Raw genomic sequence first — 16,577 nt, 5'->3', positions numbered from 1 at the left:
TTTTGGGATAGTGAAGCAGAACGTTATTTTTTGATGATTGTAAGCGCCTGCTGTTCGCCATTAGTATAGTTGATAATCAGACTATAAATGCCAGAGGGACAGCCTGAAAAAGGGATTTTAAAACCGGATTGTCTTTCAAGATTTGAAAAAGTCCTTATATGTTGTCCGTTTATGGAATAAAGCGCAATAGACACGGGTAATTTATTGTCTACAGAAGACCATTTCAAATATAATTCATCAATTACTGGATTAGGGTAATACTGGAGTTGTTCTTTTGGTTTTGGCGGAATAGTGTCAGGTCTGGCAATCCGATTGACTCCAGGTTCGACAACTCCGATACATTCTTTACAGATTAGTTCTCTGGTGATTTGATTCCCGGCAGTATCATAAGAAAAATGTAGGGTTTGAGCCTTGGTGTCGATGGAGTTGCATAAAAAACAACTCAGAATAGTGATCAATGGTAGAATAGCGACCTTCATAATGATTTGGATTTAATTAGTATGGAGGACGATTGTTTAAAAACATAAGTTAGAAAAAAATGTTTAAAAAAATCATGGGGGAGGAGTGTGGGATGAGAATTGAATATTTTATGCCCGAATTTGGCTTTTAGGTTGCAAAAAATAGCTGAAAATTTTTTAGGTACTTATAATAACTAGCAGATACACCAACAAAAAAAGTCACCAGTTTCCTGATGACTCTTTTAGTAAGTATAAATAAATGTTTGTATTATTGGCTATAGTAAATCCATTAGACAGGAAGGGAATAAACCGATAGCGATATTTAGTCCGATAGCCAGTACAGCTACGATATAATATTCGAAAGGAACCGGTTTTTTAGCTTCATTCGGTTCTTTGGTGTACATTGCGCTGATTACTTTAAAATAGTAATATACACTGATGATCGAGTTAATGATCCCGGCAATAACCAGAATCAGATACCCTGCTTGTAATGTCTGATTCAGGATAAAGAATTTGGCGAAGAATCCGGAGAAAATCGGTATACCGGCCATCGATAATAAGGATGCCGATAAAACAGCAGCCATTACAGGATTATTTTTTCCAAGTCCGTTAAAGAAGGTAATGCTCTCATCGTCTTTATCGTTACATACGTAAAGGATGACAGCAAAAGCAGCAATACCGGCAAGGGTATAAGCCGTCGCATAGTAAAACAAACTTCCGGTGGCGTTAGACAGATTTAAAAGAGCCATTAGCATAAAACCGGCATGTGAAATACCCGAAAAAGCCAACATTCTTTTGATATTGTTCTGACGTAATGCCATGATATTACCAACTGTCATCGAGAAGATAGAAATGATCACTATTACGGTTTCATATGCAAAATTCATATTACCGTTCATGGCCATGTTTAACTTAAAGAACGTAGCCATAGCCACTACTTTTGCCAACGTACTCATCGTAGCGGTAGTCAAAGCAGGAGCACCTTCGTATACATCCGGAGCCCAGAAATGGAATGGAACGGCAGCAATTTTAAACAACATTCCCACGGTAATCATGCATACCCCGATATAAAACCAGTCGCCCGTTGCAGCCGAATTGGATGCTTCGTAGATCATGTTCATATCGAACGATGCTACAGCACCGTAAATCAAAGCGATACCAAAAAGAATCACACCCGATGCAAACGATCCCATCAGGAAGTATTTCATACCGGCTTCATTACTTTTCAGACTCAAAGGCTTACTTCCGGCAAGGATATATAAAGAAATGGATAAAATTTCAAGACCTAAGAAAAACATCGCCAGGTTTCCAAACGATACCATAGCGACAGCTCCTAATAAAAGGAAAATTTTGATCGCGATAAAATCAGAAACTTTAGAGGGGCGGTTTTTGTAAAAATGGTGACTCAGCGTAACCAGGAAAAGGGTTAGCAGAATAAACAGACTTGAAAAAGCTACCGTAAAACGGTTTACTACAATCATATTGTTGTAGTAGCTTTCGGTTACGTTAAATTCAGTCACGGTCATACCCAATATCGCCAACAAACCGGCAACGGTTATTGGAATAATGGCTTTTCGTAAGTTAAAAATTTCAGCTAAAAGGCAAACAACCCCTAATACTGCAATTGCTATTATTGTACTCATTATGCTGGACTAAATTTATTTAATATGTACTAAAATATCTTGTATACTTGGCGTAATCAAATCGATGATTGGTTTCGGATACAATCCGAAGAACAATAAAAATCCGATGATTAGCACAAAAACAATTCCTTCATTAAAGCTCACATCTGCAAATGGTTTTGCATTTGTTTCTCCTAACATGGCCTGTTGGAACATACGCAACATATAGAATGCTCCCAGGATGATAGTCGTTCCACCCACGATGGCAAAGCCCAGATTGGTTTGAAACAAACTGTATAATACGGTAAACTCACCTACAAAGTTAAATGTCCCCGGTAAGGCAACCGATGCCAATACCAGAATCATAAACATGGACGTGAATTTTGGAGATTGCGAACGGATTCCGCCCATTTCGGAAATGGTACGGGTTTCATAACGACGGTAAATGATTTCGGCTGCAAAGAACAAACCAACGATCACAAAACCGTGGGCGATCATTTGTAATACAGCACCGCGCAAACCGTCTAAAGTTAGCGTATAACATCCGGCAGCGATTAATCCCACGTGCGCCAAAGACGAATAGGCTAATAATTTCTTTAAATCGCGTTGTTTTAAAGCGACAATCGAACCGTAAATCACACCGGCAATACTCAACCCAACAATGGTATAAAGTAATTCCTGAGCGGCATTTGGTGCGATTGGCAATTGCCAGCGGATTACCGAATACAATCCCATTTTAAGCATGATACCGGACAAAAGCATGGTTCCAACAGTTGGTGCTTTCTGGTACACATTGGCCTGCCAGGTATGGAATGGGATGATTGGAATTTTGATCGCATAGGCAAAGAAAAAGGCCAGGAAAATCCAGAACTCTTCTGTAGACGATAATTCCAACGCATATAATTTATCCAATTGGAAGCTTCCGGCTTTTTGGTACAGGTAAATAAACCCGACCAACATAAATAAGGAACCGGCAAACGTATAGATAAAGAACTTGATCACTGCTTTTTTGCGTTCGGCGGCATCACCATTACCCCAAAGTAAGGCGATAAAATAAATCGGGATTAACGAAAGTTCCCAGAAAATATAATATAAGAAACCGTCGGATGCCAGGAAAGTACCTGTCATCGCAAAAGCCATAAACATAACTAAAGCATAGAAGTTTTTGGCGTTGTTAAAATTGTTTCCAAAAGAAGACAGGATAATTAACGGCGTTAATACGGTGGTTAAAAGTACCATCGCTAAAGCCAGTCCGTCTGCTTTTAGGGAGAAAAGAATATTAGGGTTGGTCATCCAGACTGCCGAAAAACCGCAGTCAACCCCCTGATTATATTGGTTTAAAATCATAAGGGAAACGCCAAAAGCAACTGCACTAAAAAGCAACGCTACTTTGGATGCCATTTTATTTCCTGAGAAATAAGTGACAACCGCTCCGAGTAATAAGATTAAGAGTACTATTGTTACGTCCATTTTTAACAGATTATCGTAAAAAGAATAAATAAAACACTACCGAACAAAGTCCGAATACAAAGGCGAATAAATAAAAACCGATATTTCCGTTTTGTAATTTTTTACCTTGTAAAGCCAATCCGTCGGCAACTGCTCCGAATCCGAAGATAATTTGCGACAATCCGGTCTCAATATAATCCCTAAGGAATTTTGATAACGAATACATTGGTTTTACAATTACGGCCATATAAGCTTCGTCCACATAGTATTTGTTGTATAACACTTTGGCAAAGCCAGTGATTTCACTGTCTTCAGCCGGAACTTCTGATTTTTTGATGTATTTGGAATACGCAATTCCAATCCCGATAAGTGCTCCTACAACGGCGAAAGCCATTAGCATATACTCGGTTGTACCCAAATGATGCGCTTCGTGTGGAGCATGTGCAAAAATTGGCTCCAGATAATGGTTTAACCAACTGTTCCCCGGAAGACTAATCGCACCACCCACTACCGATAATACCCCTAATACCATCAATGGGAAGGTGATTAACATCGGACTTTCATGTAAATGATGTTTTTGTTCTTCGGTACCTCTGAATTCTTTAAAGAACGTTAGGTATAACAATCGGAACATATAGAAAGCGGTCATAATGGAAGCTACAGCTGCGATTACCCATAATACTTTGTTTTCGTGGAAAGCTACCATCAGGATTTCGTCTTTAGAGAAGAAACCGGCAAATGGTGGAATCCCCGAAATAGCAAGCGTTGCCAATAGGAACGTAAGGAACGTCACTTTCATCACACCTTTTAAACCACCCATTCTACGCATATCCTGTTCGCCGTGTAAAGCATGGATAACCGATCCGGAACCCAGGAACAAACAAGCTTTAAAGAACGCGTGTGTGATTACGTGGAATACCGCTACTTCATAAGCTCCCAAACCTAAAGCCAGGAACATTAATCCCAATTGGGAAACGGTAGAGTAGGCCAATACTTTTTTGATATCGTTTTGTACCAATCCGATAGAAGCGGCTACCAACGAGGTGATCGCACCAACTACAGCAATGATATTCTGAACATCCGGTGTTAAGTCGAATAAGAAATTCAAACGTGTGATCATAAAGATACCAGCGGTAACCATCGTCGCCGCGTGGATTAAAGCCGAAACAGGAGTTGGTCCTGCCATCGCATCCGGTAACCAGGTATACAACGGAATCTGCGCACTTTTACCGGAAGCTCCGATAAATAAACACAGTGTGGCAATGCTCAACCAACCGGCTACTTCAGGATTTGATCCCGATAACACCGCTTGCTTGATCGTCATAAAATCCAGGGAATTGAATAAATATCCGATGATAAAGATTCCGATCAGGAAACCTAAATCCCCGATACGGTTCATGATAAATGCTTTTTTAGCCGCGTCGTTGTATTCCTGATTTTTATGCCAGAACCCGATTAACAGGTAGGAACATAATCCAACGCCTTCCCATCCGATAAACATGATTAATAAGTTGCTTCCCACTACCAAAGTGATCATAAAGAAAATAAACAAATTCAGGTAGGCGAAAAACTTATGGATGTTTTCGTCGTCATGCATATAACTGATCGAGTAGATATGGATCAACGATCCGATACCGGTAACGAACAACAACCATAACAGGGATAACTGATCTAACAGTATGTCGAAATTAATGCTGAATTTTCCTAATGAAATCCAGTCGAATAAATGCACGTTAATAGGTTGTTTGCTTCCGCTTACTTGCGCGAAGAAGTAGCAGGAAACGAAGAAGGAAACCACTACGGCTAACGTTCCCAGAACACCGGAACCGGTTTTACCGAGTTGTTTTCCAAAAAATATATTAGATAAAAACCCGACAAAAGGGGCCAATAATAAGAGTAAAACGAAACTTGTCTCCATTAGGGATTATCCTTTTAAATTCTTTAAATTGTCAATATCAATCGATCCAAGGTTACGGAAAATCGAAACCAGAATCGCTAAACCTACGGCTACTTCGGCAGCGGCCACAGCCATCGAGAAAAATACGAATACTTGTCCGGAAGCATCCTGATGGAAGGTCGAAAACGCAACCAACAGTAAATTCACGGCATTCAACATGATCTCGATAGACATAAACATGATGATGGCATTTCTACGCAAAAGGATTCCAAAAACACCTATGCTGAATAGTAGAGCCGATAAATATAAGTAGGTTTCTACACCTATTTCTTTTAAAATATGTTCCATATCAATTTAGGCTTTTTCTTTTTCTTTTTTAGAGATTAATACCGCACCGATCATGGCTACCAATAGTAATACCGAAGCAAACTCGAACGGAACCATATATTCGTTTAACAACACCTGACCCAAAACTTTAATCGACTGGAAGTCGGTTCCCGAATTGTAATAACTTTCTACAACCGGTTTTGTTTTTAGTAAAGCAGCCAATAATACCAACGCAACCAAACAGAATGCGATAGTAGCGGCAATGATGATCAGTTTTGGTTTGTGTTTTTCGTGTTCTTTGTTCAGGTTCATCAACATGATGGTAAACAACATCAAAATCATGATGGCACCGGAATATACGATAACGTGCACAATTGCAAGGAACTGCGCATTTAGTAACAGGTAATGTCCTGCAATCGAAAAGAAACAGATAACCAGATAAATCGCACTGTGGATCGGGTTTCTGCTAAAGATCGTAAGCAGCGCCGTACCTAGTGTAATGGTCGATAGTATATAAAATAAAACTTCAATCATAATTAACTTGCCTTATTCTGGTTAGTATTTTGGATGGCCATTTCCAATGGCATGACCAATTTGTCTTTTCCGTAGATAAAATCTTCACGGTGGCTGTTCGATTTCACGATAACCTTTGATTTAGTAAGGTAAATCGCTTGTTTCGGACATGCTTCTTCACATAATCCGCAGAAAATACAACGCAACATATTGATTTCGTAGATCGAAGCGTATTTTTCTTCGCGGTATAAATGTTTTTCTTCCGGTTTACGCTCTTCGGCTTTCATGGTGATTGCCTCCGCCGGACAGGAAAGCGCACAAAGTCCGCAGGCAGTACAACGCTCACGACCTTCGTCATCGCGCATTAACATATGCTGACCACGGTATACCGGGCTAAATTCCCGTTTTTGTTCCGGATATTTAATGGTAACTTTTCGTTTAAACAAGTGGCGGATCGTAATAACTAAACCTTTAGCGATCGCAACCAGGTAAAGGCTTTCCCAAAAAGTCATCTTTTTGTTGGAAACCTCTTTTTTTCTTCCTGATAATGAAACTGTATCTAATGACATTTCGGTATATTTTATTATTGGAAAAGTAAGATTACTGCTCCCGTTATAACAATGTTTACAATGGCAAGTGGAATTAACATCTTCCATCCCAAATTCATCAACTGATCGTAACGGAAACGCGGTATGGTCCATCGGATCCACATATAAAAGAAGATGAAGAAACAGATTTTGGCAAAAAGAACCACCATTCCGATAACGTTCGCGATGTTTACGCCCCAGTTTTCAACTGCCCAATCCATTCCAGGGTAGTTGTACGCTCCGAAATACAATACGGCCAAAATCGTTGATGAGATAAACATACTCGCGTATTCGGCGAATAAATAGAATCCCATTTTCATAGACGAATATTCCGTATGGTAACCACCGATCAACTCGGCCTCACACTCGGCAAGGTCAAATGGTGTTCTGTTGGTTTCGGCAAAAGAACACACTAAAAAGATCAGGAATCCAAGCGGCTGGTAAAAAATATTCCAGTTCATACCGGATTGTTGCGCTGCGATTTCGCGTAAACTCAACGTTCCGGACATCATCACCAAAGCGATGATTGCCAGTCCCATTGCTACCTCGTACGAGATCATTTGTGATCCGGCACGCATAGCACTCATCAGGGAGAATTTATTGTTGGACGCCCATCCACCAATCATAATACCGTATACACTCACCGACAAAACGCCGAAGATAAACAGCATCGCTACGTCGATATCGGTAGCCTGAAGGATAATATCACGTCCGAATAAATGTAATTTGTCACCCCATGGAATCACCGCACTTGTAATTAATGCCATACTCATCGAAATGGCAGGTCCGATTACAAACAGGAATTTATTGGGGGTATTCGGTAAGAATTCTTCTTTTGAAAACAATTTCAGACCATCGGCAAGCGGTTGCAGGATTCCTCCTTTACCGGCACGGTTGGGTCCGACACGATCCTGAAGCCAGGCCGCGATTTTACGTTCGGCCAAAGTAGAATACATGGCCATTAGCATGGTTAAAGCGAAAACCGCAATAATAATGACACTTTTTTCTATAATTATCGTACTCTCCATGGCGTATTATGATTTAGAATTTTCGGTGTTCTTAAGCGGAACTTCCACCATACTGATTTTCTTTCTGTCCTGATCACGACCTAAAAGGATTTGGTTTTCGGTTTCGATCGTTACTTTGTCCAGTTTACGGGTGTAGTTGTTCTGGTTGATTACGGAGAATTTCTCGAATTTACGAGGTCCTTCGATTACCCAGTCTTTTACATCTTTATGGTCAAAACGACAGCTGTTACAGATAAACTCTTCCACTTCGTGGTATTCGTCTTTACGGGCTGTTACACGCTGAATTTCGTTTCCGAACATCCAAACGGTTGTTTTTCCACAACATTTATCACAGTCTCTATGCGCATTGAATGGTTTGTTAAACCAAACTCTCGATTTAAAACGGAAAGTTTTATCGGTTAAAGCACCAACCGGACATACGTCGATCATATTTCCGGAGAATTCATTATCGATCGCTTTGGATATACAGGTTGAAATTTGCGAATGATCTCCGCGGTTTATAACACCGTGTACACGTCCGTCGGTTAACTGATCGGCTGTCATCACACAACGGTAGCACAGGATGCAACGGTTCATATGTAACTGAATATTGTCACCGATGTTTTCCGGTTCGAAGGTTCTTTTCTCTTCGATAAAACGGGTTTCGGATTTTCCGTGGTTAAAGCTTAGGTTTTGCAGATCACATTCACCAGCCTGATCACAAACCGGACAATCCAGCGGGTGATTGATTAACAGGAATTCGGTAACCGATTTACGCGCTTCCTGAACTCTTGGCGAAGAGATACTTTTTACTTCCATACCGTCCATAACACCAGTTACGCACGATGCCATCAATTTCGGCATTGGCGTAGGGTTGGCATCACTACCTTTGGAAACTTCTACTAAACAGCAACGGCATTTTCCTCCGCTTCCTTTTAATTTGGAGTAATAACACATTGCCGGCGGAACGGATTCTCCTCCAATCATTCGGGCAGCCTGCAGGATAGTGGTTCCTGGTTCTACTTCTATTTCGTGACCGTCTATAGTAACTTTCATAGTGCGATTCTTGACTTTATACTGTTTGTTTTGCAATTAAGTGGCGTACCTTTTCGAAAGGTTCTTCCACAAAGTGATCTCTGTTTTTGATCTTTTCCGGGAAACGAACGTGGTATTCGAACTCGTCTCTGAAGTGACGAATTGCGGCAGCCACCGGCCATGCAGCGGCATCACCCAACGGACAGATGGTGTTTCCTTCGATTTTGCTCTGAATATCCCAAAGCAGGTCGATATCTTCCATACGTCCATGACCGTGTTCGATTCGGTGTAATACTTTTTCCAACCATCCGGTACCTTCACGACATGGCGAACACTGTCCGCAGCTTTCGTGGTGGTAGAAACGGGAAAAATTCCAGGTATTTCGTACGATACAAGTGGTGTCGTTATAGACAATAAACCCGCCGGAACCCAACATGGAACCGGTAGCAAAACCACCGTCGCTCAACGATTCGTACGACATTAAACGATCGTCTCCGTTTGCAGTTTTATAGATTAAATGCGCCGGTAAAATTGGCACGGAAGAACCTCCCGGAACCAAAGCTTTAAGCGGTCTGTCGTTCATCATACCTCCTAAATACTCGTCGGAATTCATAAATTCCTCCACGCTTAATCCCAATTCGATTTCGTAAACACCCGGGTTTTTGATATGTCCGGAAGCCGAAATCAATTTGGTTCCTGTAGAACGTCCGATTCCGATAGCGGCATAATCTGCTCCGGAATTATTAACGATCCATGGCACAGTTGCAATGGATTCTACGTTGTTTACTACAGTAGGATTGGCCCATAAACCACTAACCGCCGGGAATGGTGGTTTGATTCGTGGGTTTCCTCTTTTTCCTTCCAATGACTCGATCAAAGCGGTTTCCTCACCACAGATATAGGCTCCGGCACCACAATGTACATGAAGGTCAAGAGAGAAATCGGTTCCTAAGATGTTTTTTCCTAACCATCCGGCCGCATAGGCTTCTTTGATGGCTCTTTCCAGGATTTTAAATACCCACATATATTCCCCACGAATATAGATATAGGATAAATTCGCACCCAACGCATAGCTGGATGTGATCATACCTTCAATTAATAAGTGTGGGATATATTCCATTAGGAAACGGTCTTTAAAAGTACCCGGTTCCGATTCGTCGGCATTACAAACCAGGTGTCTTGGTTTACCCGATTTTTTATCGATAAAACTCCATTTTAGTCCCACGGGGAAACCCGCTCCACCACGACCACGCAATCCGGAAGTTTTTACTTCTTCGGTTACTTCGTCTGGAGTTAATGTTTTCAGTGCTTTTTCAACAGAAGCATAACCCCCGTTCTGGCGGTACACTTCGTAGGTTTTGATACCTGGAATATTTATCTTGTCTAATAATATCTTTCTTCCCATGGTATTATTTATCGTGTAAGTTGATTTTTCCTTCTCTGCATTCCGCGATGATGGTATCCACCTTTTCTTTGGTCAGGTGTTCTTTGTAGAAATCACCAATTTGCATCATCGGAGCATATCCGCAAGCGCCAAGGCATTCCACACCCACAACGGTAAACATACCGTCCGGAGTGGTTTCTCCTTCTTTGATACTCAGTTTTTCGCAGGTATAATCCATCAGATCTTCGGCACCGCGAACGGCACAACAGGAAGTACGGCAAAACTCGAACATGTATTTTCCGATTGGTTTCTGGTTGTACATTGTATAAAATGATACGACCTCGTATACTTCAATCGGTTGGATGTTTAAGATTTCGGCTACTTTATCCATTAACGGATAACTCAACCAGTTTTCGTGTGCATCCTGTACTTCGTGTAATACCGGCAATAAAGCTGATTTTCTTTTGTCGTCCGGATAATGGCTGATCAACTCGTTAATACGGGTCATCAGTTCCGGCGTGATATTTATTTCTTGTTTATACTGTGTATTTTCCATAATCCTTATGCGTCTAATTCACCTGCAATTACGTTAAGACTTGACAAAGTTGCGATAGCATCCGAAAGCATTTGTCCTCTCACCATATCGTTATACGCCTGATAATAGATAAAACAAGGTCTTCTGAAATGCAAACGATACGGTGTTCGGCTACCGTCGGTGATCAAATAGAAACCAACTTCTCCGTTACCGCCTTCTACCGGATGGTATACTTCGGTTAACGGAACCGGAACTTCCCCCATCACAATTTTAAAGTGGTAGATAAGGGCTTCCATATTGTGGTATACTTCGTCTTTTGGAGGCAGGTAATAATCCGGAACATCGGCGTGGAAAGGTCCTTCCGGAAGTTTTGCCAATGCCTGACGGATAATGCTTAAACTTTCCCATACCTCGGCATTACGCACGCAAAAACGATCGTAGGTATCACCGTGTTGTCCTACAGGGATATTAAATTCAAAATCTTCGTAGGAACTGTACGGTTGCATGACACGAACGTCATAGTCGACACCGGCAGCACGCAGGTTAGGACCGGTAAAACCATAGCTAATCGCTTTTTCGGCAGAAATAGCTCCAACCCCGATCGTACGATCCATAAAGATACGGTTACGGGTTAGCAGGTTTTCAAACTCCTTCCATATAGGAGGGAACTCTTCCAAAAAGGCATCGATCTTTTTAAAAGCTTCCGGACTCCATTCTCTTTCAAAACCTCCGATACGGCCCATGTTTGTTGTTAAACGGGCGCCGCAGATTTCTTCGTAAATTTCATAGATTTTTTCACGGAACTGGAATACATATAAGAAACCGGTTAAGGCTCCGGTATCCACACCCATAACCGAACTACAGATAATATGATCGGCAATACGGGCTAACTCCATTATAATAACACGAAGGTATTGTACGCGTTTTGGAACTTCAATTCCAAGCGCTTTTTCCAACGTCATCCACCAACCCATATTATTAATAGGAGCGGAGCAATAGTTCATACGATCGGTTAAAACCGTAATCTGGTAGAACGGTCTGTTTTCGGCAATTTTTTCGAAAGCACGGTGGATATAACCCACGGTTCCTTCACCGTCCAGAATCCGTTCTCCGTCCATCAGGAGGATATTTTGGAAAATACCGTGTGTGGCCGGGTGCGTTGGCCCCAGGTTTAATATGGAAAGTTCGCTGCCGTCTTCATTGCGTCTCTTTTCGATTTCTTTCGCATATCGGTGTTCCGGTGATAATAATAGATCTGACATTTTAGCTGTAAAATATTTTTTTCAGGTTACTATTAGCAATTTTGGGATGTTCTACCGAAGAATCGGTCGTCTTTATCGGTACGTCCGCTGTCTTCCATAGGGAATTCTTTTCGTAGCGGGAACGACGTCATTTCATCCATATTCAGGATACGTTTCAATTGCGGATGGCCTTTGAAAATAATCCCGTAAAAATCATAGGTTTCTCTTTCCTGCCAGTTGGAACTCAGGAATAGTCCGGTAACCGAATCGATTTCCGGTTTATCGCCATCCAAATAGCATTTGATACGGATACGAACGTTGTCCATCCAGTTGTGCATGTGGTATACCACGGCAAACTGGCGTTCTTTTTCGTAATCCGGGTAATGAATACCACACAAATCGGTTAGGAAATTAAAACGTAAAGTAGCATCATCTCTAAGAAATTTCATAACTTCTACGATAGAGTCTGATGCTACTTCAAATGTGAAAATATCATGTTGTTGAAAGAAATCGGATACTTTTAAACCGAAGTTTTCAATAAGTTTATTCTGTATTACGGAGGTTTCTAAAGCCATTTTACTTGATGTTATAAGAACCTAATAAATCTTTATATTCGTCGGAACTTCTTCGTCTAACGGATTCATTCTTAACGATTTCCTGTAGTCGCATAATACCATCCAGAATTTGTTCCGGTCTTGGTGGACATCCGGGAACATATACGTCAACCGGGATTACTTTGTCGATTCCCTGAAGTACGGAATACGTATCGAATACACCACCGGATGAAGCGCAGGCACCCACGGCAATTACCCATTTTGGTTCGGACATTTGCTCGTATACCTGACGTAAGATAGGCGCCATTTTTTTAGCGATTGTACCCATAACCAAAAGCATATCGGCTTGTCGTGGTGAGAAACTCATCCGTTCCGATCCGAAACGTGCCACATCGTAGTGAGCGGCCATAGTAGCCATAAATTCAATACCACAGCAAGAAGTTGCAAAAGGCAAAGGCCATAGCGAATTGGCTCTGGCTAATCCGACAACGGAATCCAATTTGGTAGCAAAGAAACCTTCACCGGCATATCCTTCCGGTGCGTCTACCGTATTATATTTTGAAGTATCACTCATCGTTTTATTATTTTAAACTTTAAGTATCCCAAGTGTTTTGAGACAGATTAAAATTCTGAATTCTTTATTCCCATTCCAATCCTTTCTTCTTGATTACGTAGAAGAAACCTACGACAAGAAGTGTCATGAAAATACCCATTTTCATAAAACCTTCCACACCCATGGCTTTGAAATTCACAGCCCAAGGATACATGAAGATTACTTCAACATCAAAAAGAACAAATAATATGGCGACTAAAAAGTATTTAACGGAGAAAGGAATACGGGCGTTTCCTACAGATTCGATACCGCACTCGAAGTTTTTGTCCTTGTTTTGAGAGTGTCTTTTAGGACCTAATAGCCCTGAAATTATGATCGTTGTAACCACAAACCCGATAGCTAGTAGTGATTGCATCACTATTGGAATGTAATCAATTTGATTTGTTTGCATGATTTTAGTTCTCTTAATTCTGGAAATAATTCACAAATATACACTCCTAAACGGGATAAGCAACCTAATTTTTTAATCAATTTGCCGTTGTTTTCTGCCATAAATGCAAAACATATTTAGACTAAATATAAATAACAAAATTTTAAGGAACTATTTTTAGGGAAAGTGAAAATATAAAAAAGCCGCTCGGTTACGAGCGGCTTAGTCCATTTAGGTAACCAAAAATTAATATATATATTAGTCTTCGATAACTACTACTTTAGCAGCTACTTTACCTTTTCTTCCGTCTTCTTCTTCGTAAGAAACTTTGTCACCTTCGTTTAAAGTTTCAACTTTAATTCCAGTAGCGTGTACGAAAATGTCTTTTCCAGTTTCTTCGTCAGTAATAAATCCATAACCTTTGGATTCATTAAAAAATTTTACTTTGCCTGTTCGCATAGTGTAATAATAAAAAATAATTAATAATACTCAAAGATATACTTTTTTTTAACACAAGCAAGTTTTTGATGAAAAAAAACAAACAAAAATGTTTAAATTTTGAGGACTTTAAATTAGTGTTAATATTTTTTTAAATCGATAAAAAAAAGCGGAAGTTACTCCGCTTTACTGTGTTATTTAAGGTCTAATTTTATCGATAATTCTTCGAGTTGTTTGTTGTCGATCGCTGCAGGCGCATCAATCATTACGTCTCTACCGGAATTGTTTTTAGGGAAAGCAATAAAATCGCGAATCGTTTCCTGTCCGCCTAAAATTGAAACCAGTCGGTCAAGACCAAAAGCCAATCCACCATGTGGTGGCGCGCCATATTGGAACGCGTCCATCAGGAAGCCGAATTGTGCTTTAGCCTCTTCATCGGAGAATCCTAAATGCTGGAACATTAATTTTTGTGTTTCTTTATCGTGGATACGAATCGATCCGCCGCCAATTTCATTTCCGTTCAATACCATATCGTAGGCGTTGGCTCTCACTTTACCCGGATCGGTGTCCAGTAAATGCATGTCTTCCGGTTTTGGAGAGGTAAACGGGTGGTGCATCGCGTGGAAACGCTCGCTTTCTTCGTCCCATTCCAAAAGTGGGAAATCTACTACCCATAACGGCGCGAACTCATCGGATTTACGCAATCCCAAACGGGTTGCTACTTCCATACGTAAGGCACTTAACTGCGTTCGGGTTTTGTGAGCCGGACCGGATAAAACTAAAATTAAGTCACCCGGGTTGGCGTTGGTCGCTTTCGCCCAGTTGGCCAAATCGTCCTGATCGTAGAATTTATCTACCGATGATTTGAAAGAACCGTCGGCTTCATATTTACAATAAACCATACCGGATGCACCAATTTGTGGGCGTTTTACCCAGTCAATCAGGTTGTCTATTTCTTTACGGGTATAGTTTGCAGCACCAGGAACGGCGATACCGACTACCAATTCGGCCGCGTTAAATATGGCAAATTCTTTATGTTGTGCTACGTCGTTCAATTCTCCAAATTCCATTCCGAAACGGATATCCGGTTTGTCATTACCGTAGGTTTTCATGGCATGATCGTAGGTCATTCGTGGGAATTTGTCTACTTCGATACCTTTTATTTCTTTTAATAAGTGACGGGTTAGTCCTTCGAAAGTATCCAGAATATCTTCCTGTTCTACGAAAGCCATTTCACAGTCAATCTGTGTAAATTCCGGTTGTCTGTCGGCTCTTAAATCCTCGTCACGGAAACATTTTACGATCTGAAAATATTTATCCATACCACCTACCATCAACAATTGTTTAAAAGTTTGCGGCGATTGCGGTAAAGCGTAAAACTGCCCTTCGTTCATACGGGATGGCACTACGAAATCGCGCGCACCTTCCGGAGTCGATTTAATTAAATAAGGTGTTTCCACTTCACAGAAGTCTTGTGCCGACAAGTAGTTACGTACTTCCTGCGCTACTTTATGACGGAACAATAAATTGTTTTTTACCGGATTACGACGAATATCCAGATAACGGAACTTCATACGGATATCTTCACCACCATCGGTTTCATCTTCGATCGTAAACGGAGGTGTTAAAGCGGTATTCAATATATTTAGTTCGTTAACCAAAATTTCGATATCACCGGTTGGCATATTTGGATTTTTGGATTCGCGCTCGATCACGGTTCCTTTTACCTGAACCACAAATTCACGACCTAATGTTTTTGCTTTTTCAAAAACTTCCGGATTCGTTCTGTTGGCATCAAAAATTAATTGTGTAATTCCGTAACGGTCGCGTAAGTCCACCCATATCATAAAACCTTTATCACGTGTTTTTTGCACCCATCCGGCTAAAGTAACTTCTTTGTTGCTATCGGAAGCGCGTAACGCTCCACAATTATGACTTCTGTACATTTCTTAAAAATTTATGCGCAAATTTAGGTTTTTTGTTTCAAGTTTAAAGTCAATAGGTTAAAGTTTCTGCGGAATAAAATGGTGAAAAGGAATCGGAATCGTCCTAAAACAGGCTTTCAATGTTAAATTTAACTGCAATGTTATGAAATTGTTAAGTGAAAGTTTTGAAATTGTAAATATGTTTTTTAAATTTGATTTGAAATTGATTAACTATTTAAAAACCAAAGCTATGAAAAAGAACTTAATTGCCGGATTGTTGCTGTTTTCTGGAGTGATTTTCGCTCAAAATGTAGAACCTAAATATGAGATTGTCGGTAATTTAGTCAAGGCGACCTATTATTATGATAATGGTCAGTTGAAACAGGAAGGCTTTTACAAAGATGCAAAACCGCATGGGAAATGGGCTTCGTTTAACGAAGACGGATCCAAACAGGCGATAGGAGAATATGCTGACGGACAAAAAACCGGAAAATGGTTTTTTTGGAATAAAGCGACACTAAGTGAAGTAGATTATTCCAACAGCAGAATTTCTGATATCAAAAACTGGAAACAGGAAGCGTTGGTGAACAGAAATTAATTATGGTTTGACTTTCAAAAAAAA

General features: G+C 40.6%; 18 protein-coding genes. 1 reads left to right on the top strand and 17 read right to left on the bottom strand.

Annotation, left to right across the window (positions count from 1 at the left end):
• Nucleotides 1–23: 23 nt before the first annotated feature.
• The 17 genes from ABFU83_RS13855 to aspS form a co-directional block, all read right to left on the bottom strand.
• The gene (locus tag ABFU83_RS13855; RefSeq protein WP_347066784.1) at nucleotides 24–479 is read right to left on the bottom strand and encodes a T9SS type A sorting domain-containing protein; all 456 of its coding nucleotides are present in this window, start codon (nucleotides 477–479) and stop codon (nucleotides 24–26) included.
• Between the two features lie 254 nt (nucleotides 480–733).
• Nucleotides 734–2,101, bottom strand: a complete 1,368-nt coding sequence (locus ABFU83_RS13850) for an NADH-quinone oxidoreductase subunit N (protein ID WP_347066782.1) — start codon at nucleotides 2,099–2,101, stop codon at nucleotides 734–736.
• Nucleotides 2,102–2,116: 15 nt separating this feature from the next.
• Nucleotides 2,117–3,550, bottom strand: coding sequence for an NADH-quinone oxidoreductase subunit M (locus ABFU83_RS13845; protein ID WP_347066780.1), 1,434 nt, complete (start codon nucleotides 3,548–3,550; stop codon nucleotides 2,117–2,119).
• A 10-nt stretch (nucleotides 3,551–3,560) separates the two neighbouring features.
• Entirely contained in the window at nucleotides 3,561–5,447 is a 1,887-nt protein-coding gene (gene nuoL, locus ABFU83_RS13840) for an NADH-quinone oxidoreductase subunit L (protein WP_347066778.1), read from the bottom strand.
• A 6-nt stretch (nucleotides 5,448–5,453) separates the two neighbouring features.
• The gene (nuoK, locus tag ABFU83_RS13835; protein ID WP_136403880.1) at nucleotides 5,454–5,774 is read right to left on the bottom strand and encodes an NADH-quinone oxidoreductase subunit NuoK; all 321 of its coding nucleotides are present in this window, start codon (nucleotides 5,772–5,774) and stop codon (nucleotides 5,454–5,456) included.
• Between the two features lie 6 nt (nucleotides 5,775–5,780).
• Entirely contained in the window at nucleotides 5,781–6,287 is a 507-nt protein-coding gene (locus ABFU83_RS13830; RefSeq protein WP_300491716.1) for an NADH-quinone oxidoreductase subunit J, read from the bottom strand.
• 2 nt (nucleotides 6,288–6,289) lie between these two features.
• Nucleotides 6,290–6,835 carry an NADH-quinone oxidoreductase subunit I gene (locus tag ABFU83_RS13825; protein WP_347066776.1) on the bottom strand — a complete coding sequence of 182 codons (546 nt, stop codon included), beginning with the start codon at nucleotides 6,833–6,835 and terminating at the stop codon, nucleotides 6,290–6,292.
• Nucleotides 6,836–6,849: 14 nt separating this feature from the next.
• Nucleotides 6,850–7,881, bottom strand: coding sequence for an NADH-quinone oxidoreductase subunit NuoH (nuoH, locus tag ABFU83_RS13820; protein ID WP_136403883.1), 1,032 nt, complete (start codon nucleotides 7,879–7,881; stop codon nucleotides 6,850–6,852).
• 6 nt (nucleotides 7,882–7,887) lie between these two features.
• Nucleotides 7,888–8,916: a 2Fe-2S iron-sulfur cluster-binding protein gene (locus tag ABFU83_RS13815; RefSeq protein ID WP_347066773.1), complete on the bottom strand. Its 1,029-nt coding sequence runs from the start codon at nucleotides 8,914–8,916 to the stop codon at nucleotides 7,888–7,890.
• Between the two features lie 16 nt (nucleotides 8,917–8,932).
• A complete protein-coding gene (gene nuoF, locus ABFU83_RS13810; RefSeq protein ID WP_347066771.1) occupies nucleotides 8,933–10,300 on the bottom strand; it encodes an NADH-quinone oxidoreductase subunit NuoF in 1,368 nt (455 codons plus the stop codon).
• A gap of 4 nt (nucleotides 10,301–10,304) precedes the next feature.
• Complete coding sequence (locus ABFU83_RS13805) at nucleotides 10,305–10,835, bottom strand: NAD(P)H-dependent oxidoreductase subunit E (RefSeq protein ID WP_347066769.1); 531 nt, start codon at nucleotides 10,833–10,835, stop codon at nucleotides 10,305–10,307.
• A 5-nt stretch (nucleotides 10,836–10,840) separates the two neighbouring features.
• Nucleotides 10,841–12,076: an NADH-quinone oxidoreductase subunit D gene (locus tag ABFU83_RS13800; protein ID WP_347066767.1), complete on the bottom strand. Its 1,236-nt coding sequence runs from the start codon at nucleotides 12,074–12,076 to the stop codon at nucleotides 10,841–10,843.
• Nucleotides 12,077–12,108: 32 nt separating this feature from the next.
• Nucleotides 12,109–12,630: an NADH-quinone oxidoreductase subunit C gene (locus ABFU83_RS13795; RefSeq protein ID WP_347066765.1), complete on the bottom strand. Its 522-nt coding sequence runs from the start codon at nucleotides 12,628–12,630 to the stop codon at nucleotides 12,109–12,111.
• Nucleotide 12,631: 1 nt separating this feature from the next.
• The gene (locus ABFU83_RS13790) at nucleotides 12,632–13,183 is read right to left on the bottom strand and encodes an NADH-quinone oxidoreductase subunit B (protein ID WP_347066763.1); all 552 of its coding nucleotides are present in this window, start codon (nucleotides 13,181–13,183) and stop codon (nucleotides 12,632–12,634) included.
• Nucleotides 13,184–13,247: 64 nt separating this feature from the next.
• Nucleotides 13,248–13,613: an NADH-quinone oxidoreductase subunit A gene (locus ABFU83_RS13785; protein ID WP_136403890.1), complete on the bottom strand. Its 366-nt coding sequence runs from the start codon at nucleotides 13,611–13,613 to the stop codon at nucleotides 13,248–13,250.
• A gap of 237 nt (nucleotides 13,614–13,850) precedes the next feature.
• Entirely contained in the window at nucleotides 13,851–14,051 is a 201-nt protein-coding gene (locus ABFU83_RS13780; RefSeq protein ID WP_136403891.1) for a cold-shock protein, read from the bottom strand.
• Between the two features lie 173 nt (nucleotides 14,052–14,224).
• The gene (gene aspS, locus ABFU83_RS13775) at nucleotides 14,225–15,976 is read right to left on the bottom strand and encodes an aspartate--tRNA ligase (RefSeq protein WP_347066760.1); all 1,752 of its coding nucleotides are present in this window, start codon (nucleotides 15,974–15,976) and stop codon (nucleotides 14,225–14,227) included.
• 229 nt (nucleotides 15,977–16,205) lie between these two features.
• On the opposite strand from aspS, the gene ABFU83_RS13770 reads away from it, so the two are divergent.
• The gene (locus tag ABFU83_RS13770) at nucleotides 16,206–16,553 is read left to right on the top strand and encodes a toxin-antitoxin system YwqK family antitoxin (RefSeq protein WP_136403893.1); all 348 of its coding nucleotides are present in this window, start codon (nucleotides 16,206–16,208) and stop codon (nucleotides 16,551–16,553) included.
• Nucleotides 16,554–16,577 lie beyond the last annotated feature (24 nt).

The organism is Flavobacterium sp. WV_118_3 (genome assembly GCF_039778605.1).
Taxonomy (GTDB): Bacteria; Bacteroidota; Bacteroidia; order Flavobacteriales; family Flavobacteriaceae; genus Flavobacterium.
This window is presented reverse-complemented; position numbering and strand designations above follow the sequence as displayed.